Raw genomic sequence first — 22,968 nt, 5'->3', positions numbered from 1 at the left:
GCTTTACCGCGGAAAGCCCCTTCTGCTTCTTTTGATTACCAGGCAGTAACGGCCGGATTGCGCCAACGGGACGACACGGGCCCCGCACCCTTCGGGTGCGGGGCCCGGTGGCGCGGGGCGTGCCCGGCACAGGCGCCGGACGTGTCGTCCCGGGTGGGCTCGGCGGCGGCTCAGCGGGAGCGCGCGGACTCGTAGTGGTGCTCGGGGCGTCCGGCACCCCCGTATTTCAGGGCGAGTTGGACGCTGCCGCGCTCCTCGAGGTGCTTGAGGTAGCGCTGCGCGGTGGAGCGGCTCACCCCGGTGAGGTCGGCCACCTCCTGCGCGGACAACGCCCGTCCGGCGCGGAGCAGTTCGTCGCGGATGCGCTCGGTGGTCGCCGCCGAGTAGCCCTTGGGCGGCACCTCCGCCCGGACCGGCGCGTGGAGCGTGCCGAAGATCTCGTCCACCTCGCCCTGGCCCAGCGAGTCGAAGCCGTCGAGACGGTCCCGCATCTGCGCGTACGACGTCAGTTTGGCCCGCAGCGCCGCGAAGGTGAACGGTTTGACCAGGTACTGCAGGACGCCGTTGCGCAGCGCCGAGCGCACGAGCTCGGCCCCGTGGGCCGCCGAGACCATGATGACGTCGGTCTCGTGCCCGAGCCTGCGGAGCCTGCGCACCAGTTGCAGCCCGTCCTCGTCGGGGAGGTAGTGGTCGAGCAGCATCAGGTCGACGCCGCCGCGCTCGACGGCCATCAGCGCCTCGGCGGCCGTGTGGGCCCGGCCCATGACACGGAAGCCCGGAACGCGCGACACATAACCGGAGTTGACCTCGGCGACGTAGAAGTCGTCGTCCACGACCAGCACGTCGATCATGGCGCGGCTCCCGCCGCCACGGGCGGATTGCGGGGCAGCCGGACCGTGAACACGGCCCCGCCGCCGGGCCGTTCAGTCAGCCGGACCGAGCCGCCGTAGCGGCGCGCGACGCCGTCGACGAGCGCGAGGCCGACCCCGCGGCCGCGGTGCGGCGGCGCCTTCTTCGTCGACCAGCCCTCGCGGAAGACCGCCGTGCGCAGGGCGGTCGGGACCCCGGGGCCGTTGTCGGCGACGCTCAGGACCGTGGCGCCGGGCTCCGCCCACATGCCGACCTCGGCGAAGGGCTTCGCCGCCGGGTGTGCGGCCGCCGCGTCGACAGCGTTGTCGATGAGGTTGCCGAGCACGGTCACCAGGTCGCGCGAGGCGACGGCGGGGCGGGCGGGCGGCCGGCTGTCGGCGAGCCGGAGGGTGACGCCGCGCTCGGCGGCGGCCGCGCGCTTGCCGGCCAGGAGGGCGTGCAGGAGCGGCTCGTCGGGCCGTCTCTCGCGCGGCGGGCGGGGGGACGGCGCGCGGTCCCGCTCCGGTACGGGGTGGCCGGAGAGCTCCGCGACGAACTGCCGCGCCCGTGCGTACATTTCCAGATCGAGCAGGCCTGCGAGGGTGTGCAGGTAATTCGCCAGTTCGTGCTCGTGAGCCGATGGCGTTGCATCGAGAATCCGTTGGTTCTTCAACTTCCCCCCAGTACATGCGCAAGATCAAGATCTTGAGTTCACCGTTCTTCCTACACGGTCAGAATGAGCAGAACAATCTTTCCGAGGTAAAGCCGGGGTATCTGCCAGGACGGCCCTGACCTGGGCTCACGCCTCTAGCCTTGATGGCGCGTGCGGCCGGGTGCGCGCTTATCAGGAGTCCTGGGAGGTGCTGGGTGAAATCTGGCGCAGAGCGGCGTGTTCTGGCTTTTGTGGACAGCGACTATGCGGACACTCCGTACGACAAGTGGGGCGCCGATACGGGCGTACGGCCGTATCTCCTGGTCTCCGAGGAAAAATTCCCGCAGTACCGGCACGTGCCGGACGCCGTCCCTGTCGCCGGCTATCGCGAGAGCGGCGCGACGGAACTGGCGGCCCTCGAACTCGCCGATCGTGTACCCTTCGCCGCCGTCATCGCCCGCATGGAGAGCGATCTGCTGCGCGCCGCGCGGCTGCGGGAGCTGCTCGGCGTGCCGGGCCAGGACCACGCCGGCGCCCTCGCGTTCCGCGACAAGATCCATATGAAGACCCTGGTGCGCCGAAGCGGCCTCGAAGTACCCGAATTCGCCCCGATACGCGTGCTCTTCGACCTCCTCGGCTTCGTCCGCGAACACGGCTATCCCGTCGTGGTGAAACCGGCGCTCGGTTCGGGTTCCACCGGCACCCGGGTGCTGCGCGGCCCGGACGATCTGGCCCGGCTCCTCGCCGAGGGACTGCCCGAACATGCCGAAGTGGAAGAATTCGTGGAAGGCCGGATGTACGTCGTGGACGGGCTCGTCGCGGCGGGCGCACCGGTGGCCACCTTCGTCTCGCGCTACCTCAACGACTGCCTGTCCTTCCACGACGGGATCTACCTCGGCTCGGCGCAGCTCACCCGCGACCACCCCCTGACGGACCGGCTCATCGGCTACGCGCGCACGGTCCTCGACGCGCTGCCCACCCCCGAGTGCACCACCTTCCACCTGGAGGTCTTCCACACGCCGGACGACCGTCTGGTGCTGTGCGAGATCGGCAGCAGGACCGGCGGCGCCCTGACCTCCCCCGCCATCCGCGCCGCCACCGGCTTCGGCCTCGACGAGCAGTGGTTCCGCGCCCAGGTCGACCCGCGCGCCCCCGCCGACACCGGCATGCACGGCGTCGCGCCCGGCCGGAGCGCGGGCTGGGTCGTCTTCTATCCCGAACGGGCCACCCTCGCGGCCCTGCCCGAGGATCCCCCGCCCTTCGTGGTGGAGGAACGCCTGCGGGGTACGGTGGGCTCGACGTACCAGGGGGGCGTGAAGTCCGCCCACTACTTGGCTGCCTACGTCCTGACCGGCGCCGACGACCAGGAGGTCGAGCGGCACGCCCAGGAACTCGCCGAGTGGTACGCCGCGGGGGTGCGGTGGACCGGGCGCCGCGGCAGCACCCCGTACGACGCCTGAAGCGGAAAGCCAGGGAGCGGAATGCGCTACATCATCATCGGGTCCGGAGCGGTCGGCGGTTCGATCGGAGGACGGCTGCACGAGAGCGGGCAGTCCGTCGTCCTGGTCGCCCGGGGCGCGCACTTCGAGGCGCTGCGCGCGCACGGCCTGCGGCTGACGGTCCCCACCGGCACGCTCACCCTGGACGTGCCGGTCGTGGCGGGGCCCGAGGACGTCGAACTGCGCGCGGACGACGTGCTCGTGCTCGCCGTCAAGACCCAGGACAGCGTGGCCGCCCTCGACGCCTGGGCCGCGCGGCCGGTGGCGGGCGGCGGCACGGCGGGCCAACGCCTGCCCGTGGTGTGCGCCCAGAACGGCGTGGAGAACGAGCGTCTGGCGCTGCGCCGCTTCCGCGAGGTGTACGGCGTCTGCGTGATCCTGCCCAGCAGCCACCTGAACCCGGGCGAGGTCCTCGCGCCCTGCGGCCCCTGCACCGGCGCCCTGGTCATCGGCCGCTACGGCGCCGGCACGGACGAGACCGCCCGGCGGATCGCGGACGACCTGGAAAAGGCCCGCTTCCTGGCCCCGGCGGTGCCGGACGTGATGCGCTGGAAGTACGGCAAGCTGCTCGGCAATCTCGCCAACGTGGTCGAGGCCGTGTGCGGTTCCGCCGCGGACCCCGCCGCGCAGGACCTGGTCGCCCGCGCGAAGGCCGAGGGCACCGCTGTCCTCGACGCCGCGGGCATCGCCTGCGCGAGCGGCGCCGAGCTCACCGAACTGCGCACCGGCACGGTCGACCCGCAGCCGGTCCCCGGCCAACGCGCCCGCAGCTCGACCTGGCAGAGCCTGGCGCGGGGCGCCGGCTCGATCGAGACGGACTACCTGAACGGCGAGGTGGTCCTGCTCGGCCGCATCCACGGCGTGCCCACGCCGGTGAACGCGGTCCTGCAGCACGCCGCCGCCGAGAGCGTGCGCCTCGGCCGTGAGCCGGGCGGCGTCACGGCCGAGGAACTGGGCGAGCGCATCGCCGGGGCCACCACGGCCTGAGCCCGGCCGCCGCGCGTACCCCTAAGGCGTCTCAGGCGTCAACCGGTCGATCAGGCGGGCGAGTTCGGTGACGTACGGCGGCGTGAACAGGGTCAGATGGTCGCCTTCCAGGACGTGGCGGGTGAGCTGCTCGGGCGCGCAGACGCGGGACCAGGAGCGGGCCGCGGCCTGCCGGACGTCCGGGTCCTGCCGGTCGGCCTGGACGAGGGACACCGGGCCGACGTACGCCGACGGGCGGTAGGCGCGGGCGGCGCGCAGATGGGTGCGGTTGGCGCGGAGACGGAGGTCCAGATCGAGGCGTTCGGCGTCGGTCTCGCCGCCCGCGTCGGCCCCGTCGGCGCCCGCCGCCTCGTCGCTGTCCTCGTCGGAGTCCGGGAGCTGCTCGGACAGGTAGCTCTCGACGAGGAAGAGCATCGCGGTCCGCTCCCCCTGCTGTTCGAGGAGCCGGGCCATCTCGAAGGCCACGAGTCCGCCCATGGACCAGCCGAGGAGCAGATAGGGGCCGGTCGGCGCGACGGTGCGGATGGCCTTCAGATAGCGGGCGGCCAGCGCCTCGACGCTCTGGTCCTCGTGCGGGGCGCCGTCCGCCGAAGCCGTCGGCGGTGTCTGGAGGGCGTAGAGCGGACTGCGGAGTTCCGAGCGGGCGGCGAGATGACGGAAGCCGATGGCCTCGCCGCCTGCGGGGTGGACGCAGAAGAGCGGGGTGCCCTCGCCCCGGGGCCGCAGCGCGACGATGTCCTCCGAGAGGGCGAGGTCGGCGGCGGCGCGCGCCGTCAGGAGACGGGCCAGGTGCCGCGGCGTGGCCGGGCTGTCGGGGTCCACCGCGTCCGGGTCCGGCTCCGTGAACAGGACGGGCACCCGCAGCGCGGTGCCGAACTCCGCGTTCAGCCGGGCGATCAGACGGACGGCCAGCAGGGAGTGACCGCCCAGGTCGAAGAAGTCGTCGTCCGCGGCGACCGGTCCCGCGCCGAGCAGTTCCCCGAAGACGCGGGCCACGGCGGTTTCCACCGGGCCGTGCGGCGGCGTCCCCGTCCGGCCCGCCGCGGGGACCGCCTGCGCCGCGCCGCCGTCGGGGGCGAGAGCCCGTACGGCGGCCTGGTCCACCTTCCCGTTCGGCGTGAGGGGGATCGCCCGGGTCCTCGCGTACGTCGACGGGACCAGCTGGGCGGGCAGCCGCTCGGCGAGGAAGTCGCGCAGGGCTTGGGGGCCGGTGTCGGTGCCGGGGGTGTCGGTGGCTGTGGTTGTGGTTGCTTCTGTTTCCTCTGCGTTCCCTGCGTCCTCCGTGGTGACGACGCAGGCCGTCAGGTGGTCGCCGCGCTCCTCGTCCGTGACCAGGACCACGGCCGCGTCCCGTACCCCGGGATGGCGCAGCAGCGCGGCGCGGATCTCCTCGGGCTCCACCCGTACGCCGTTGACCTTGATCTGGTCGTCCACGCGCCCCAGACAGTGGATCAGGCCGTCCGGGCCGACGCAGGCGAGGTCGCCGGTGCGGTACAGGCGGCGGCCGGGCTCGGGCGAGAAGGGGTGGGGCACGAACCGTTCGGCGGTGGCGTCCGGGGCACCGGCGTAACCGCGGGCGAGACTCGTGCCGCCGATGTGGAGCTCCCCCGGCACGCCCACGGCCACGGGTTCGAGGTCCTCGTCCAGGACCAGGACCTCGGCGTGGTCCATGGGCCGGCCGATGGGGACCGGGCCGGGGCGGGCGTCCTCGGCTCCCACCTCGTGGACGCACACGCCGACGGCGGTCTCGGTCGGACCGTATTCGTTGAACACCCTGGTCCCCGGGGCGCCGGCCAGCCAAGGGGCGACCGCCTCGCCGTGCAGGGTCTCTCCGCCGAGGACGAGCGAGCCCGTGATGTCCGCCAAGTCCGCCGGATCCACCGCGTGGTTGACGACCTTCAGGTGTGACGGGGTCAGCTTGAGCACGTCCAGGCCGGACCGGTCCGCCAGTTCCGTCGAGAGGGCGACGGCGTCCCGCCAGGCGGGGTCGAGGTGCACGGGGCGGCCGGTGACCAAGGGCAGGAACAGGCTCGTCACGGTCAGGTCGAACGCGATCGAGGAGTGCGCCATCGCCCCGCCCGCACCGGCCGCGCCCTCCGCACCGCCCCCGTCGTGGTACGTCCGCGCGCTCCACAGCAGGTAGTCGCAGACGGCCCGGTGCGGGAGCATGACGCCCTTCGGGGCTCCGGTCGAGCCGGAGGTGAACATGATGTACGCGAGGTCGTCGGGCCGCGCCTCGTCCGTGCCCACGCCCGCGTCCGCCTCGTCGGACGGCAGGCCCCGCACGTCGACGCACTCGACGCCCCGCGGCACATCGGCCTCGTCCGGACGGTCGGTGAGCAGCAGCCGGCACCCCGCGCGCTCCATCAACTCCCGTGCTCTCAGGGGCGGGAGCTGCGGATCGAGCGGTACGTACGTCCCGCCGGCCTTGAGCACGGCCAGCAGCGCCACGAGCAGCGGGGCCGAGTGGGCCGCGCTCACCGCCACCGGGGTCTCGACGCCGACACCCCGTGCGCGGAGCGACCGGCTCCACCGGTCGGCCCGGGTACCGAGCTCACGGAAGGTCAGCCGCTCGGCTGCGGCCACGACGGCGAGGGCGTCCGGGGTGCGCCGTATCTGCCGCTCGACGAGATGGTGCAGGCAGAAGCCGTCCGCCGGTTCGGGCGGGCGGTTCTGGAGCGGGGCGGCGGTGGCCGCCGCGGGAAGGCGCATCCGGCGCACCGGGTCGGCGGGCGCGGCCAGGAGCGCGGCGAGCAGCGTCGCGTACTGGTCGGCGAGGACACGTACGTAGGCGTCGTCGAACTGCTCACCGTCGTAGTGCCACGTCGTCCGGCCCTCCGCCGGGCCCAGCGCGCACTGGAGCCGCAGGGCGTGGTGCTCGGTCTCGACGTCGTCCCAGAGCACGGTGAAGGTCACGCCGTCGGTCCCGCCGGCCCGGACGTCCGGCGTCGCGGTGAGGTCCTGGCAGACGAAGCCGATGTCGTGGCCCGCCGGGCCCGTTCCGCCCGCGGACGGGGTCTCGTCGTGGGCCTCCTCGGCGTCGGACAGGGCCCGTTCGGCCCGTGCGGCGAGGGCGTCGAGGACCACGGTGGAGTCGAGCCGGGCGCTCACGTCGGCCCAGTGGGCGAACGGGCCGACGGCGGTAGCCGTTTCCTCGTACTCCCTGCCGGTGAGCAGCGTGCCGACGGTGAGGTCGCGCTGTCCGCTGATCCGGCCGAGCAGCGTCTGCCAGCAGGCCAGCAGCACCGCTCCCGGACGCACGCGCCGCCGCCGCGCGTAGGCGTGCACGGCGGCCGTGACGCCGTCCGGCAGCGGCGCGGTGACGGTGCGGCGCTCGGGGCCGCCGGAGCCCTCGGGTCGGCGCAGCGGCAGGGACAGCCGCCGCGTGGGACTTTCCGCCGACCCCGCCGAGTGCTGCTGCTCCCCGTACTCCTGGTGCTGCCATTCGGCGAACTGGCTGTACTGCAGCACCTCTTCGGCGGGCGGTGCGCCGGCGTAGCGCTGGGCGAGCTCGTCGGCGAGCAGCCGCAGCGCGGGGCCGTCGGCGGCGAGGGCGGTGGTGGTGAGCAGGAGGGCGTGCCGCCCGGTGCCGAGGGCGAACAGGGTGGCCCGCAGGAGCGGCTCGTCCGGTCCGCCGTGCGGCATCCGCCGCTCGTCGCGGGCCGCCTCGTCGATGCGCCGCGACCGCGCCGCCTCGTCCAGGTGCCGCAGGTCCTCGTGGATCCAGTGCGGGCGCAGGTCGTCCGGGTCCCGGACGACGAGCAGCGCGGTCCGTACCCCGGGCACCCGCTGATAGGACGCGCGGAGGATCTCGTGCCGGGCCACCGTGCCGTGCAGCGCGGCCGCGAGGCGCTCCGCGTCCAGGTCGCCGTCGGCGGTGACGAGGAGCTGCGCCCAGGACGGCACGCCGAGTTCGGCGAGCCGCCACAGCCGCTGCTGCTGGAAGGACAGCCGGTACCCCTCCACCTGCCGGGTCCGCTCGGCCGGCGCCGTCACTGATACCTCACCATGTCGCCCATGGCGACGAGGAGTTCGCGCTCGCCGCGGAAGGGGTTGCGGGCGTGGGCGGTGAGGATGTTGTCCAGCAGCATCACGTCGCCGCGCTCCCAGGGGAAGCAGACCTCCAGTTCCTGGTAGACCCGCAGGATCTCCTGGACGGCCTCGTCGGGTATCGGTGTCCCGTCGCCGAAGCGGCAGCTGCGGGGCAGTTCGTCCGGCGCCATCGTGGACAGCAGGGACGCGCGGACGTCCGGGGCGAGGCAGGACGTGTGCCAGTGCTGCGCCTGGTTGAACCAGGACCACTCGCCGGTGCGGGGGTGGCGCAGCACGGCGGGGCGTACGGCGGTGGTGCGCAGCCGGTCGCCGTGCCAGGTGTGGCGCAGTCCCTGCTCGGCGCAGCGGGCCTCGGCCTCGGCCCGGTCCCCGGTGCGGAAGACGTCCCGCCAGTCGAGGCCGAGGCCGGTGCCGTAGTTGCGGACGTACATGACCCCCTTGGCGGTGAACTCCTCGCGCAGCGCCGGGTCGAGGGCGCGGTGGACGGCGCGGCTGTCGACCACGGGGGTCTCGCCGCCGGACTCGGCCGGGCGGGCGCAGCAGAACCAGATGCGGGTCGGGCCCTCGGCGTTGAAGGAGTTCTCGTTGTGCCAGAGGAGTTTCTCCTCCGGCGGGAAGAACACCGGGGTGTAGACGTTGCCGCCGAGCGAGGCGCGCGGGTGCTCGCCGTTCTCGGCGAAGAGGTCGTCGACGAACACGGAGGCGAAGCGCTCCAGTGCGTCGGCGTCGGTCACCGAGAAGCCGCGGAACAGCAGGGCGCCGTGCCGTTCCAGGTCGGCGTCGAGCCGTTCGCGGTGGGCGCGTGCCCAGGCCACCGGGTCGACGTCGGGGCGTACCGGCCGCAGCACGAGGGGCAGGGCGGCGCCTTCCCGCAGGGGCTCCTGGGTGACGGCGTCGCCCGAGGCGAGGGCGACCTTGGTGGGCGTGATGGCGCGCAGCGCCCCGGGGCCGCGCCGTCTGCCGCGGCCCGGTGCGGGCCGTTCCGCGGTGGCGGGCGGCGCGGTGGGCAGGGGCGCGTCGGCTATCGAGGCGTCGGGCCTTGCGGCCATGTCCGCGACCAGGGCGACGTACTGCTCGCGCAGTTCCTCCATGGTGGTGGCGTCGAAGAGCTCCGGGTCGTAGTTGAGGAATCCCGCGATCCCGGAGTCGTCCTCGTCCAGGACGATGGTGATGTCGAAGCGGCTGGTGTCGATGAGGTCCGCGGAGAACGGACTGATCCGCAGACCGCCCATGGAGTCGGCGGCCCGCCGGTTGTTGTTCAGGACCAGCTTGGTCTGGAACAGCGGGCTGTGGTTGCGGGTGCGCGGCGGGCTGAGGGCCTTGACGACCTCCTCGAACGGCAGGTCCTGGTGGGCGTAGGCGTCCAGCGCGAGGGCCTTGGTGCGGTCGAGGAGCTGCCGCCAGGTCGGGGCGCCCGTGAGGTCGGCGCGCAGCACGATCTGGTTGACGAAGAAGCCGATCAGCGGTTCGGTCCTGGTGTCGGAACGGCCCGCGACGTCCGAGCCGACGACGAGGTCGGTCTCCCCGGTCCGCCGGTTCAGCACCGCGTACAGGGCGGCGAGCAGCGCCATGAACAGGGTGCTGTCCTCCTCGCGGCACAGCGCGCGCACCGCGTCCGTGGTCCCGGCGGGGATCCGGAAGCGCAGGCTCTCGCCCCGGTGTTCGGGGTGGGTCGGGCGGCGGCGGTCCAGGGGCAGCCCCGGCAGGTCGAGGATGCCGTCGAGACGCCCGGTCCAGTGCTCCACCAGCCGGTCGAAGTGGCCCGTCTCCGCGAGCCGGTGCTGCCAGAGCGCGTAGTCGGCGTACTGCACCGGAAGGTCGGCGAGCCGGTGCGGCCGTCCCTCGTGGCCCGCGGCGTACAGCTCGGCGAGTTCTTCGAGGAGGACGGCGGACGACCAGCCGTCCACGGTCACGTGGTGGGCCGTGAGCAGCAGGACGTGGTCGGTGGCGTCGAGCCGGAGCAGACCGGCCCGCAGCACGGGCGGGGCGGCCAGGTCGAAGGGCTCCGCGTACTGCTCCCTGGCGAGCCGTCCCGCTTCGCTCTCGCGCCGCTCGGGCGGGTGCGCGGTCAGGTCCGTGACCGGCAGCGCGACCGGCTCGGCGGGCAGCACGGTCTGGTACGCCCGCCCGTCGCGGGCGGTGATCACGGTCCTGAGCGCCTCGTGCCGCCGCACGATCTCCGTCAGCGACCGCCGCAGCAGGCCGACGTCGAGTTCGCCGGTCAGCCGCACGAAGACGGGGTAGTTGTACTGGGCCGTCTCCGGGTCCAGTTGATGGAGGAACCACAGGCGTTCCTGGGCGAAGGAGGCCGCTGCCGTGGCCTCCCGTTCGGCGGGCGCGAGCGCGAGCGGCGCGGGACCGTTCTTCTCCGCGAGCATGCCGTCGACCAGGGCGGACAGGGCGGCGAGCGTGGAGGCGTCGAAGGGCCCGCGGATCGGCACCTCCACCTCGAACTCCTCGCGCAGCCTGAAGACCAGACGGAACGTCAGCAGCGAATGGCCGCCGAGGTCGAAGAAGTCGTTCTGGGGGACGATGCCGTCACGGCCGAGCAGTTCGCTCCAGATGACGGCCATCCGCCGTTCGGTGGGGGTGAGTTCGACGGCCTCCTCCCCCGGGTCCTCCGCGTCGGCCGGAGCGGCCAAGGCGGCCGACGTGGCCAGGAGCGCGGCGAGCGCGGCGCGGTCCACCTTGCCGTGGGCGGTGAGGGGCAGCCGGCGCAGCACGACGTACCGCGAAGGCAGCAGGGGGCCGGGGAGCCGGGTGCGGACGCGGTCCTCGATGCCGGGCAGTGCGGCGAGCGCGGCGGGCCGCCACGCCGGTTCGGTGGCGAGCCGCGGGGGCGCGGCGGTGTCGGCGGGCGGCAGGGGCGGTGCGGGAGCCGTCCCCCTCCGGTGCAGTAGCAGGTCGAAGGATCCGTCGGGACGCCCGTCGGCCCAGCTCGGTTCGGCGTCGTATCCGTGGCGCGCCGCCAGCCGGCACAGCTCCTCGGGGTCGGCCCCCGGGCGGACGGCGTCCGGCGCCCCGCCGGAGAGCCGGGCCAGCAGCCGCAGGTCCGCCGTCAGGCGGGAGTTGGGGATGCCGCGCAGCGCGAGGCGGTCGGGGCGTTCGGAGCCGAGCAGCGCGTCCAGGGCGGCGGGGTCCAGGCCCTCCGCCTGCCAGTCGCGCGACGGCGGCGCCACGGCCGGGACCACGGCGGTGTGCCGAGCGGCGTCCCGGCCGGCGACGGTGATCACGACGTCGTAGCGGTACCGGGTCAGTTCGTTGTCGGCCGTCCCCCGCTTCGGCAGGACCCGGACCGCCTCGACGCGCGGCCGGCTGCGCAGCGCGTCGAACAGCCTTGGGTGGAGGCAGAGTTCGTTCTCGGCCTCCATGCGCCAGTGGGCCTCGGCGCGCAGGACGTCGGCGGGCGTGCCCGGCCGCGCGCGGTGCTCGGCCACGGAGGCGTGGAAGGCCTCCAGGAGGGCGAGGTTGCGCAGGTCGCCGAGGAAGACGTGACCGCCGTCGGGCATCGCCTCGACGGCCCGCTCCAGGACCCCGAACAGATACTCCACGGAGGGGAAGTACTGGACGACGGAGTTGAGGACGACGGTGTCGTAGCGCTCTCCGTCGCGGATCGCGAGGTGGGCAGGAGCGGACCGCAGCGCGATCCGGCCGTCCGCTGCGGCGCCGACCGTGGCCCGCAGCCGGTCGATGACCTGCTCGGACAGGTCGCAGCCCGCGTAGTGGTCGCAGCCGGGGGCGACCCGGGAGAGGATCAGGCCGGTGCCGCAGCCGATCTCGAGGACCCGGCGGGGCCCGAGCGCGCGGATCCGCTCGACCGTGGCGTCCAGCCACTCGCCCATCGCGTCGGCCCCGAGGGGCTCGCCGGTGTAGCTGCTGTTCCACCCGGCCAGGTCGAAGGACGGGTCGGCGGGGCGCTCGGCGGAGCCGTAGGTGTCCTCGTACAGGGTCCGCCAGCGGTCCACCCAGTCGTCCTCGGCCGCCGGGCCGGCGGTGGTCGTCGTGCCCGGACCGACGAAGGCGACCAGGTGCCGGTTCTCCGGAGTGTCGCCGTGGGCGATCACGGCGGCCTCCCGGACCTCGGGGTCCTGAGCCAGCGCGGCGGCCACCTCGTCCGGTTCGATCCGGTGGCCGCGGATCTTGACCTGGTCGTCGAGGCGTCCCAGGTACTCCAGGTCACCGGTGGCCAGGCGCCGCACCCGGTCCCCGGTCCGGTACAGGCGGCCGCCCGGCTCCTCGCCGAAGGGATCGGGGACGAAGCGCTCCGCCGTCAGGCCGGGGCGGTTCCAGTAGCCGTGGCAGACGCCGGCCCCGCCGACGTACAGCTCGCCCGGCGCGCCCACCGGCACGGGGTTGAGCCATGCGTCGAGGACGTGGAGCCGCACGTTGTGCAGGGGCCTGCCGATGGGTACGCGGCCGAAGCCGCCGGCCGGGTGCGCGCTGTCGTACGCGGCGCAGGCCACGGCGGTCTCGGTGGGGCCGTACTCGTTGACGACGCGCGGCCCGCCGGAGGCACCGCGCCATGCCGTGAGCCGTTCCTCCAGGAGTTCCTCGCCGCCGACGACCAGGGTGCGGGTCCACTCCCCGGCGCGTTCCTGCGCGCCCGCGTCCGCGAGCATCCCCAGGTGGGACGGGGTGAGCTTGACGAAGGCGAGGTCCGTGTCGGACCCGGCGGAGGCGCGCAGGGCGTGGCCGGGCGTGCCGTCGTCGTCGGCGAACCGAAGGCACCGGCCCGCGAGGAGCGGTGCGAACAGACTCGTCACGGTCAGGTCGAAGGAGAGCGAGGAGTGCACGGGGACGGCGCCGTCGGCCCCCGGCGGCAGGTACGTCTCGACGGCCCACAGCAGGTAGTTGGCGACCTGGCGGTGGGAGAGCATCGCGCCCTTGGGCCCGCCCGTCGAACCGGACGTGTACATCAGGTACATGAGGTCGTCGGGGCGGACGTCGCCCCGCGGCGGGGCCTCGGCCTCCTCGGGGGCGGCACCGTCCGGGTCCACGGTGACCACCGAAACGCCCTCGTCGGGCGCCAGGTCCCGCAGGCCGGCGTCGGTGACCAGCAGCCGGGTCCCGCTGTCGCGCAGCATGTGGTCGAGCCGGGACTTCGGGTACGCCGGGTCGAGCGCCAGATAGGCGGCACCGCTCTTCAGCACGGCGAGCAGCGCGACGGCCGCCTCGGGCGCGCGCGGCAGCAGCACCGCGACCACGGCGCCCGGCCCCGCGCCGAGACCGTGCAGCCGGTGGGCGAGCCCGTTGGCGCGGCGGTCGAGTTCCCCGTACGTCAGGTCGGGGCGGCCCGCGCCCGACACGGCGACCGCGTCGGGACGCGCCCGCGCGCGCTCGGCGAAGAGCCGCTCCACGCGGACGTCCTCGGGGCGGGCCACCGGGGCACCGGCCGCCTCGCGCAGCGCCTCCCGTGTGTCCTCGGCCGTCAGCAGCGGCAGGGCGCCGACCGGTGCCGTGGGGTCGGCGAGCGCGGCGGAGAGCAGGACGGTCAGGGAGCGGGCGAGGCGTTCGCCGGTGGCGGTGTCGAACACGTCCGCGGAGTGGATGAGCCGGCACTCCAGGCCGTCGTCGGTCTCCCAGATGTTCAGGTCGAGGTCGAAGCGGGCGGCGTCGTGGTCGAGGTGGTCGAGCGGGGTGAGGGCGATCCCGCCCGGGAGGCTTCCGACCTCGCGCGGCGGGGTGTTGTGCAGCGTGAAGTTGACCTGGTAGACGGGGTTGCGGCCGGGGGTGCGCTCCGGGTGCAGCCGCCGGGCGACCAGGTCCAGGGGGACGTCCTGGTTCTCGTACGCCTCCAGGCAGGTCGTGCGGACCTCGGCGAGGAAGTCCTCGAAGGACGCCCCGGGGCGTATCCGGGACCGCAGCGCGACCGAGTTGGCGAAGAATCCGACCAGGTCGTGGAAGCCCCGGTACCGGCGGTTGGCGACGGGCGTGCCGACCACCACGTCGTCGTGGCCGCCGTAGCGGGCGAGCACGATCTGGAACGCGGCGAGCAGCACCATGAACGGCGTGCTGCCGGTGCGCGCCGACAACCGCCGCAGCTCGTCGCGTACTTCGGCGGGCACCGTGAACACCGTGGACGCGGCGCGGCCTCCGGGCCGTTCGGGCCAGGGCCGGTCGGCGGGCAGCGGCATCGGGTCGGGGGCGCCGGTCAAGCGGCGCTCCCAGTAGTCGAGTTGGGCCGTGGCCTCGGCGCCCTCGGCCCATTCGTGCTGCCAGCGGGCGTATTCGGCGTACTCGACCGTGGGGGCGGGCAGTTCGGGTGCCCGGCCGCCGAGGCGGGCGCCGTACGCGGTGCCCAGGTCGCGCAGGAAGACCCCGACCGACCAGCCGTCGATGACCGCGTGGTGGAAGACGGCCACCAGGACCGCGTCGTCCGCGGCGACGCGCAGCAGTTGGAACCGCGCCAACGGCCCCGCGGCCAGGTCGAATCGCTCCCCGGCGGCCACCAGGGCGAGCCGCTCGGCCTCCGGGAGACGGTCGCTCTCGGGCAGCGCGGTCAGGTCGGTGACGGGCAGGTCCAGGTGGCGGTGGGGCAGGACCCGCTGGACGGTGCGGTCCTCCCGCACCGGGAGGACCGTGCGCAGGACGGCGTGGTGCCGCACGAGGTCGTTGAGGGCGGCTTCGAGGGCCGTGTCGTCCAGCGGGCCGCGCAGCCGGTGGACGACGGGGCTGTGGTAGGCGGGGCTGTCCGGGTCGAGCCCGCACAGGAACGCCATCCGGCGCTGGGTGAAGGACGCGGGGGCCTCGCCGTCCCCGTCCAGGGGTGGCAGCCCCGTGGCGGCGCCCTTCTCCCACATGCGCTGGCGCAGCAGGGCCCGCTGTTCGGCGGGGAGGCGTCCGATCCTGTCCCGCAGGTCGGCGTCGACCGCGTCGGCCGTCTTCGTCGTGTACGTCATGTCTCTCCCCCGCTATCCCTCGGCGCGCCGGGTCTCGGCGAGCCGTTCGAGTTCGGCCACCAGGCCGTCGATTCGATCCGCGTCGTCGGCCGATCCGGCCCGGGTCCGCGCGGCCACCGCCTCGCCGCCGGCGCGTTCGACCTCGGCGGCGAGCCCCGCGATGGTGGGCAGATCGAACAGGGTCCGCAACGGCAGGGCGACGCCGAGCCGTTCGCGGACCGCGGTGCGCACCACCGACGCGAGCAGCGAGTGCCCGCCGATCAGGAAGAAGCTGTCGTGCACCCCGAAGGCCCGTACGTTCAGGGCGTCGGCCCAGATGTCCCACAGCGCGCGTTCCGTCGCGGTCCTGGGCGGCACGGTGTCCGCGTCCGCGGGGACGGCGTCGTCCTCGGTGATGCCGGGCAGGGCCCGTGTGTCGGTCTTCCCGCTGGCCGTCGTGGGCAGGGCGTCGAGCAGGACGGCATGGCCGGGGACCATGTGGGAGGGCAGCCGGTCGCGCAGTCCGCCGAGGAGTTCCGCCGCGGACGGCGGGCGTCCGGGCCCCGGGACGACATAGGCGACGAGCCGCCGGTCCCCGGCGACGTCGACGGCCCGCACCACGCATTCGCGCACGTCGCCGCGGTCGAGGAGTGCCGCCTCGATCTCCCCCGGCTCGATCCGGTACCCGCGGATCTTCACCTGCTGGTCGGCCCGGCCGAGGAAGTCGAGCGCCCCGTCCGGCAGCCACCTCACCAGGTCGCCGGTGCGGTACATCGACGCGCCCGGCCGGGCGGCGAAGGGATCGGGCAGGAAGCGTTCGGCCGTGAGGTCCGGGCGGCGCAGATAGCCGCGGGCGACGCCGAGGCCGCCGACGTAGAGCTCGCCCGCCACCCCGATCGGCACCGGACGCAGGTCCTCGTCCAGCACGTGCAGGGTGGTGTTGGTGATGGCGGTGCCGATGGGCACGCTCACCGCGTCGTCGGGCAGCCGGCCGACGAGATGGGTCGTGGAGAACGTGGCGTTCTCGCTGGGGCCGTAGCCGTTGTGGAGGTGCGCGGGCGGTGCGCCGCCGCCCAGCACCGCGCGGGTCCTGCGCGGGTCCATCACCTCGCCGACGACGAACAGGTGGCGCAGCCCGCGAAAGGCCCGCGGGTCGATGTCGGCGACGCGGTTGAAGAGGGTGCCGGTGAGGGAGACGACCGTGGGCCGCAGTTCGCGCAGCGCGGCGAGCACCTCGTCGGGGCCGAGCGGCTCGTCGCCGGGCAGTACGTCGACCCGGGCTCCGTTGCACAGCGCGCCCCACACCTCGAAGGCGGTGATGTCGAAGGCCGGGTCGCCCAGGTGGAGCAGGACGTCGTCGGGCCCGATGGTCACGTAGTCGGTCCCGGTGATCAGCCGCACGACGGCGCGGTGGGGTATGCCGAGGCCTTTGGGGCGTCCGGTCGAGCCAGAGGTGTGGACGACGGTGGCGAGGCTGTCGGGGTGGCTGCGTGGCGGCGGCAGGGCCTCGTCCGGCCCCTTCTCCGCGTCGGCGAGCCGGAGCCGGGGCACGCCGAGGTCGCGCAGCCAGGCGGGCGGGTCGCCGCGGCTCAGTACGGCCGATATGCCGGCGTCCTCGGCCATCAGCCGCAACCGTTCGACGGGGTGGCCGGGGTCGAGGACCAGATGGGCGCCACCGGCCAGGAGGACGCCCAGCATGCCCGCGACGAGATCGGCGGAGCGCTCCATGTGCAGGGCGACCGGGCTGTCGGCGGTGACGCCCGCCCCGGTCAGCGACCGCGCGATGCTCCCGGCCCGGCGGGCGAGCTCAGCGTACGTCCAGCTGCCGGTGCGGTCCGTGAGGGCGACGGCCCGCGGGGTGCGGTCCACGCACGACCTGAACAGGCCGTCCACGGTGGCGGGTTCGGGCAGCGGCCGTTCGGTGGCGTTCCAGGCGTCGATCAGGGCGCGGTCCTCGGGCGGCAGCAGGGGTACGTCGCCGATGCGGCGGTCGGGGGTGTCGGCCAGGGCGGTGAGCAGCATCCGCAGGGCAGCCGCCATGCGATCCACCGACCGGGGCAGCCACAGGCCGGACGGCAGGCGCAGCTCCACGTCGAGGCCGCCGCGCCCGTCGTCGGTGACCGTGCACTGCAGGTCGTACGAGAGGGTGCCGTCGTCCCACTCCAGGGCGGACGTGGTGCATCCGGTAGCGGTGAAGCCCGTGCGAGGCGGCCCTTCGGTACGGAGGACCGCCTGGCAGAGCGGATGACGGCCCAGGTCACGCTCCGGGGCGAGGAGGGAGACGAGCCGTCCGAACGGTACGGCGGCGTGCTGTCCCGCCTCCTCCCGCGTGCGGCCCACCCGGCGCACCACCTCACGGAAGGTGGGGCGGCCCGTCAGGTCGGTCCGCAGGACGAGCAGGTCCTCGTACGGGCCGAACTCCGCGGCCCCCGCCGCGGTGCGGCGGTCCACGGGGACGCCGAAGGCCACGTCGGACCGGCCCGTCCAGCGCGCGAGCAGGACGGCGAGGGCGGCCGCCGGCACGGTCCCGGCGGCGACGTTCTCCTCATGGGCCAGGCGGCGCAGGGACTCGGCGCGGCGGGCATCGACGCGCAGTCGGTGGCCGGTGCCCCGGCGGGTCGCGGGCCTCGGCCGGGGTCTGTCGGCCGGCAGGTCGAGCGGCGGGAGGTCCCGCAGCCGCTCCCGCCAGTACGGCAGGCAGTCGTCCCCGTCCCCCCGCTCCCGGGCGGCCCGGTCCGCGTACGCGAGCGGGGACTTCGCCCGTGCCGCGGCCGGAGCCGCGGGGGACGTCTCCCCCGACTCCCCGTAGAACAGCGCGAGTTCGCTCTCCACGAGGGCGAGCGCGGCCCGGTCGGCGATGACGCGGTGGGCCGTGAGCAGCAGGACGGACCGCTCCTCGCCCGCACGGACTAGAACGGCACGCAGCGCGGGTGCGGTGTCCAGGGCGAACGGGCGGGCGCCCTCCTCGGCGAGAGCGCGGCGCAGCACCGCCTCCGGCACGGGTTCTGGCCCCAAGTCCACCTCGCGCAAAGGCAGTTCGGAACCGGGGTGGACGATGGCGTACGGGCCGTCGTCCCCGGCGTGGAAGGTGCCGCGGAGGAGGTCGTGGCGCGTCGCGCAGATCCGCAGGGCCGATGCCAGGCGCCCGGCGTCGAGCGGGCCTTCGACGAGGGTCGCGGAGGAGAGGTGGTGGGCGGGGTCGCCGGGGGTCAACTGCTCCAGGTACCACAGCCGTTCCTGGCTGTGGGAGAGCGGCTGCCGGACCGTTTCCTCCGACAGGGCCACCGGCTGTGTTTCCAGGTCGTCGTGCACGAGTGCCTTCCCTGGTTCGCGGTACGGCGATGGTTCGCGGTGCGGCGATGTGCGCGGTGTGGCGATGGTGAGCAGTGCAGCGATGGTTCGCGGTGCGGCGATGCGGTGGAGGGCCTGGGGGCTCAGCCCGCGTGTCCGGTGTCCCGGGGCACCGGTCCGGCCTCTTCCCGCGCCAGGCGCCGGCGCAGGCTCAGGGGGCGCATGTCGGTCCACACGTCCTTGATGTGGGCGAGGCAGTCGCTCTTCGGTCCCGTCCTGCCGGCGTCCGACCAGCCGGCCGGGTTGTCCCGGTCGGCCGGCCAGACCGAGTACTGCTCCTCGTGGTTCACCACGACCTTGTACAGCCGGTCGTCCTCGTCAGGCCTCGGCGTCATCCCGTGACTCCTCTCTCGGTGGTGCCGGCTCGGTCCGCGACGGGTTCGCGGGCTGTACGGCGGTACGTTCGGGGTGGCGCTGCCGGATGGGCGTGAAGGCGGCGGCGACGGTCACGGCCAGGAAGACCACGGCCACGCCGATCAGCGGACCGCGCGTGCCGAGGCGCCCGACCAGGGCGGTCAGCACGGCCGCGCCGAGGGGCGCCAGGCTCCCGTGGATCGTCCAGAACGCGGAGGTGACGCGCCCGAGCAGATGGTCGGGGGTGACCTCCTGCCGCAGGGACATCGAGCAGACGCCCGCCAGCGCCATGCCGAACGAGTAGACGAAGATCGTCACGGCCGCCACGGAGACGTACCCGAAGAGGCCGAGTGCCAGCGTCGCCGCCGAGCACAGGGCCATCGAGCCGAGCCAGCAGCGGCCGAACCCCCAGGACCGCCGCAGCCGGGCGGTCGCGGCGGCGGCCACGCAGGTGCCCACACCGGCGAGGGCGAGGACGTAGCCGACCGTGCGCTCGTCCTGCCCCAGGCCGTGCCGCAGGTGGTAGATGAACACGTCGGTCATGCCCAGGCTGAGGAACGTGGTGACCGTGAGCAGCACGGTCAGCGCCCGCAGCACCGGCGTACGCCACAGGAAGGCGGCGCCGGTGCGGAAGCCGGTGCGCAGGTCGTGCGCACGCTTCCTGGCCACGGCCGTGTCGCCCTCCGCCGGCCGCTCGGCGGGCCTGAGCCTGATGAGGAACAGCCCGAGGAAGGAGATCCCGAAGCTGCCCGCGTTGATCGCCACCGCGGCCGTGGGCCCGAAGAACCCGGACACCACACCGGCCAGGGCGGGCCCGGCGATGTACGCGATGGCGTTGGTGGCCTCCAGGCGGCCGTTCGCCTCGACGATCTGGTCCTTGTCGACGAGGTTCGGCACCGCGGTGACGTACGTGATCTTGAACAGCATCTCGAAGACCGAGGCCAGGACCATGACCACGTACAGCAGCCAGATCTGCGGGTTCAGTGCCCAGCAGACGGGGATCGCCCCGTAGAGCACCAGCCGGGCCGCGTCGCAGAGCATCAGCAGCCGCCGCCGGTCGAAGCGGTCGGCCCAGGCGCCGCCCACGAGACCGGTGAGCAGCGCCGCGGCGCCGGCGGCCGCGGTCAGCAGCCCCATCTGCGCCGCCGATCCCGTGGTGTGGAGCACCAGCAGCGGCACGGCCACCAGCGAGAAGGCGTTGCCGACCTCGGACAGCGCCTGCACCGCCCAGAAGATGGAGAAGTCCCGGTTGGACCAGAGCGAACGCGCGGGCATGAAAAGGGTCTTCCGTCCGTGGGGTCATCGAGGTGCTGTGTACGGCTCCGCCATGGCGACCGCTATCCGGCGGGGTCCGGTGAACGGCTCGCGGCCATGGGAGACCAGCATGTTGTCGATCACCAGGACGTCGTCCGCACGGTAGTCGAAGCGGGTCGACGCCGCGCGGTAGCACGCCCGCAGATGGTCCATGACGTCGTCCGGGACCGCTTCGCCGTCGCCGTAGTACGTCTGGCTCGGCAGGTTCTCCTCGCCCAGCATCTCGAGGAGTCCGAGCCGGGCGCTCTCCGGCAGGGTGCTGACGTGGAAGACGGTCGCGTGGTTGAACCACACGGGCTCGCCGGTCACCGGGTGCCGGCGCACGGCATCGCGCACCGCCGTGGTGCGCAGTCCTCCGCCGGGCCGCCACTGCGCCTCGATTCCCTGGTCCCGGCAGTACCGTTCGACCTCGGCGGGGTCGCTGGTGTTGAACGCCTCCTGCCAGGGCAGGCCGAGCAGATCGCCGTAGTTGCGGACCACCATCCAGCCGCGCCGCTCGAACTCCGCGCGCACCGCGTCGTCGATGCCGTCGAGGACGCGCCGGGTGTCGGCCAGCGGGGTGGCGCCGCCGGTCAGCGGCGGCCGGACGCAGTGGAAGAACAGCGTCAGCGGCCAACTCGCCTGGTACGAGTTCTCGTTGTGCAGAAAGATCTCTTCGCCGGGCGGGTAGTCGGTGGACGTGTAGACGTTCCCCTTGATCACGCTGCGCGGCGAGGAGCGCTCGGTGTACGGCAGCGGGTCGCCGGACAGCGCGCGGACGATCTCGGCGAAGCCGTCGGGGCCCCGGACGTCGAAGCCGCGCAGCAGCAGCGCGCCCCTTTCGCGCAGCGCGGTACGCAGCTTCTCCCGGTCGGCGCGCAGCCGCTCGGCCGCCGGAGCGCCGTCCGGCTCGACGAGGACCGGGAACAGCGGGGTCTCGGCGCTCATCGCGGCGCGTCCGTGAGGAGCGGCGCGTCCGAAGGCGAAGTGCCCGGACGGAGCGGCGCGTCCGTGAGGAGCGGAAGCAGCCGCCGGGTGTCGGCCGCGGCGGACTCCTCCTGGGCAAAATCCTCCGCTTCACCGTCCGCCTCGGTGAGCACCAGGCTCATCACGCGGCCGTTCTCCGTGAACAGGAACCGCTGTTCACGCAGGTGATCGAGGCGCCGCCGCAGGTCGTCCGGTCCGTCCGGCCAGTCCTTGGCCAGTTGGTCGGGCTTGGCCGGGGACGACAGGCGGCGCAGCAGCCCGGCGGTCGCCGCGTCGACCGGATGCACCTGGAGGGTCCCGGAGCGGGAGTCCCGGACGGCAAACCCGCCGTCGTCGGTGGCGACCAGGCGCAGTTCGCGACGGGAGCCGCCCGGCTCACCGTCCCAGGCGGCACGCCACTCGGCGACGAGCCGGCTCAACTGGTCGTGCCACTCGATGGCGTTGAGCGTGTACGCGGCGAGGTTCTGGTCGGCGAAGAAGTACGCGAGGTCGGCCAGGGCGTCCGCGCCGAAGGGATAGGTCAGCGCGTAGTAGTCCACCGGCGTGAGGTCGAGGCCGAACTCCTCGCTGCGCTTGAAGTAGGGGCTGAACCGGTCGAAGCGCACCATGTAGACGCCGTGCGGCGGTACGAGGTGAACGAAGTCCCGCAGTTCCTCGACGTACTTGCGGTAGACGGCGGGGTCCTCGCCCGGGAAGCCGATCAGGAGGTTCCACTCGGGCTTGATGCCGAACTCGTCGCAGTGCTTGAGGAACTGCAGGTTCTGGAAGGAGGTGGTGCCCTTGCCCATGAGTTTGAGCGTGGAGGAGGCGAGCGCCTCGATGCCGGGCTGGACGACGGTCACCCCGGCGTCCGTCATGGACCGCAGGGCCTGGCGGCTCAGGGGCAGCTTGACCTCGTAGAAGATCGAGGTGCCGGGCGGCGGGTCGAGCCGCGGAAAGACCTCGCGCGCGTAATTGCGCGGCATGACGTTGTCGGTGCAGAACAGCGAGGTGTACTCGGGCGCGAACTCGAAAAGCCAGTTGAACTGCCGGACGGCGAGATCGGGCGCCATGGCACGGAAGGCCATGCTCTCACCGTTCAGCCCACAAAAGGTGCAATGCGAACGCTGCCCCCACCAGCACCCACGGGACGTCTCGAAGAACAGCATCGGCTCGCTGGTGCCGGTGCGGCGCAGTTCGGGACGCTTTTCCAGGGCATCGAAAAAGCTGTCGTAGTCGGGCAGGAAGAAATCATCGATGTCCCGCTCCGTACCGATTGCCTTGCGGAAACGGGGATCCCGGCAATTGCGGCGGGAGAGGATGCCGGGGACGGTATCGGCACGTTCGATCTCACCGTCGAGCACACACTGGAGGAATTCCGCGAAGGTGTTCAGCGCGGGCCCCGAGAAGACGAAGTCGACGGCCGGGACGTGCTCCGCGATCACCGCCCCCATGGGAGCCTCGCAGTTCGCGCCACCGAGCACGACGAGGGTCTCCGGGTTGCGCTCCTTGATCAGTGCGGCCAGGGCCATACTGGGCACATGCTGGGCGAACATGGAGCTGAAGCCCACGATGTCGGCCTCGTCGAGCCGGTACCGCCCGATCAGCTCCTCGCAGAACGCCCGCAGCCCTTCGCGGGCCCGCAGGATCTCCGCACGGAAGCCCTCCCAGCGGGCACCCCGGTAGTACCGCTGAAAGTATTCATCGGTGGTGTCGGGCATGTCCGGAAAAGCGATGTGCCGGAAGAGCCAGTCCCCGATGCCGGTGTCGACATGATCGTGACTCACCGAGAGCGCTTCGTAGAGCCGCGTCCCGAAATACTCGGCCATGTCCTGGTTGAAGTAGCACACTTGCGCTTGCGCCCGGCCGTTGAACTCCCGGTGTACAAGAGTCGACAACTGACCCAAGGCGAATGATGGACGGTTCCAGTCGGCAAAAGGCATGTTCACCAGCGCGACACGCACCAACGACCTCCCGCGAGAATTCACTGAAGCCTAAACTGAAATCCGCGCGCCCGGCAGAGCAGTTCTGGCCAACGGAAAACCCCGCATCGCCCCAGACAAAGCCCTGTAGCTCATACACATCT

11 protein-coding genes are annotated in these 22,968 nt (G+C 73.3%); 2 read left to right on the top strand and 9 right to left on the bottom strand.

What is annotated here, in order from left to right; all coding sequences use genetic code 11:
- Nucleotides 1-170 precede the first annotated feature (170 nt).
- Both AOK22_RS11190 and AOK22_RS11185 read right to left on the bottom strand, forming a co-directional pair.
- A complete protein-coding gene (locus tag AOK22_RS11190; protein WP_055698443.1) occupies nucleotides 171-851 on the bottom strand; it encodes a response regulator in 681 nt (226 codons plus the stop codon).
- Complete coding sequence (locus tag AOK22_RS11185) at nucleotides 848-1,426, bottom strand: sensor histidine kinase (RefSeq protein ID WP_055698442.1); 579 nt, start codon at nucleotides 1,424-1,426, stop codon at nucleotides 848-850. The genes AOK22_RS11190 and AOK22_RS11185 overlap by 4 nt, the downstream gene beginning before the upstream one ends.
- A 326-nt stretch (nucleotides 1,427-1,752) precedes the next feature.
- Between AOK22_RS11185 and AOK22_RS11180 the strand changes: the two genes are divergently transcribed.
- Together AOK22_RS11180 and AOK22_RS11175 are read left to right on the top strand one after the other, a co-directional pair.
- On the top strand, nucleotides 1,753-2,961 hold the full coding sequence (locus AOK22_RS11180) for an ATP-grasp domain-containing protein (RefSeq protein ID WP_055698441.1): 1,209 nt from the start codon (nucleotides 1,753-1,755) through the stop codon (nucleotides 2,959-2,961).
- Between the two features lie 21 nt (nucleotides 2,962-2,982).
- Complete coding sequence (locus AOK22_RS11175; protein ID WP_055698440.1) at nucleotides 2,983-3,987, top strand: ketopantoate reductase family protein; 1,005 nt, start codon at nucleotides 2,983-2,985, stop codon at nucleotides 3,985-3,987.
- A 21-nt stretch (nucleotides 3,988-4,008) separates the two neighbouring features.
- On the opposite strand, the gene AOK22_RS11170 is transcribed toward AOK22_RS11175, so the two are convergent.
- From AOK22_RS11170 to AOK22_RS11140, 7 genes are all read right to left on the bottom strand, one after another.
- Nucleotides 4,009-7,983 (bottom strand): non-ribosomal peptide synthetase, encoded by a 3,975-nt coding sequence (locus tag AOK22_RS11170; protein WP_055698439.1) that lies wholly within the window; start codon nucleotides 7,981-7,983, stop codon nucleotides 4,009-4,011.
- Nucleotides 7,980-14,939 (bottom strand): non-ribosomal peptide synthetase, encoded by a 6,960-nt coding sequence (locus AOK22_RS11165; RefSeq protein WP_055698438.1) that lies wholly within the window; start codon nucleotides 14,937-14,939, stop codon nucleotides 7,980-7,982. The genes AOK22_RS11170 and AOK22_RS11165 overlap by 4 nt, the downstream gene beginning before the upstream one ends.
- Nucleotides 14,940-14,951: 12 nt before the next feature.
- On the bottom strand, nucleotides 14,952-18,230 hold the full coding sequence (locus AOK22_RS11160) for a non-ribosomal peptide synthetase (RefSeq protein WP_055698437.1): 3,279 nt from the start codon (nucleotides 18,228-18,230) through the stop codon (nucleotides 14,952-14,954).
- Nucleotides 18,231-18,352: 122 nt separating this feature from the next.
- On the bottom strand, nucleotides 18,353-18,604 hold the full coding sequence (locus tag AOK22_RS11155; RefSeq protein ID WP_055698436.1) for an MbtH family protein: 252 nt from the start codon (nucleotides 18,602-18,604) through the stop codon (nucleotides 18,353-18,355).
- Nucleotides 18,588-19,898, bottom strand: a complete 1,311-nt coding sequence (locus AOK22_RS11150) for an MFS transporter (RefSeq protein ID WP_063795234.1) — start codon at nucleotides 19,896-19,898, stop codon at nucleotides 18,588-18,590. The genes AOK22_RS11155 and AOK22_RS11150 overlap by 17 nt, the downstream gene beginning before the upstream one ends.
- A 24-nt stretch (nucleotides 19,899-19,922) precedes the next feature.
- The gene (locus tag AOK22_RS11145) at nucleotides 19,923-20,864 is read right to left on the bottom strand and encodes a TauD/TfdA family dioxygenase (protein WP_055698435.1); all 942 of its coding nucleotides are present in this window, start codon (nucleotides 20,862-20,864) and stop codon (nucleotides 19,923-19,925) included.
- Nucleotides 20,861-22,831, bottom strand: a complete 1,971-nt coding sequence (locus tag AOK22_RS11140; RefSeq protein ID WP_279617079.1) for a RiPP maturation radical SAM C-methyltransferase — start codon at nucleotides 22,829-22,831, stop codon at nucleotides 20,861-20,863. The genes AOK22_RS11145 and AOK22_RS11140 overlap by 4 nt, the downstream gene beginning before the upstream one ends.
- Nucleotides 22,832-22,968 lie beyond the last annotated feature (137 nt).

Source organism: Streptomyces silaceus, assembly GCF_001419745.1.
GTDB classification, from domain to species: domain Bacteria; phylum Actinomycetota; class Actinomycetes; order Streptomycetales; family Streptomycetaceae; genus Streptomyces; species Streptomyces silaceus.
The sequence above is the reverse complement of the archived record's forward strand: the minus strand, read 5'-3'. Positions and strand labels throughout refer to the sequence as shown.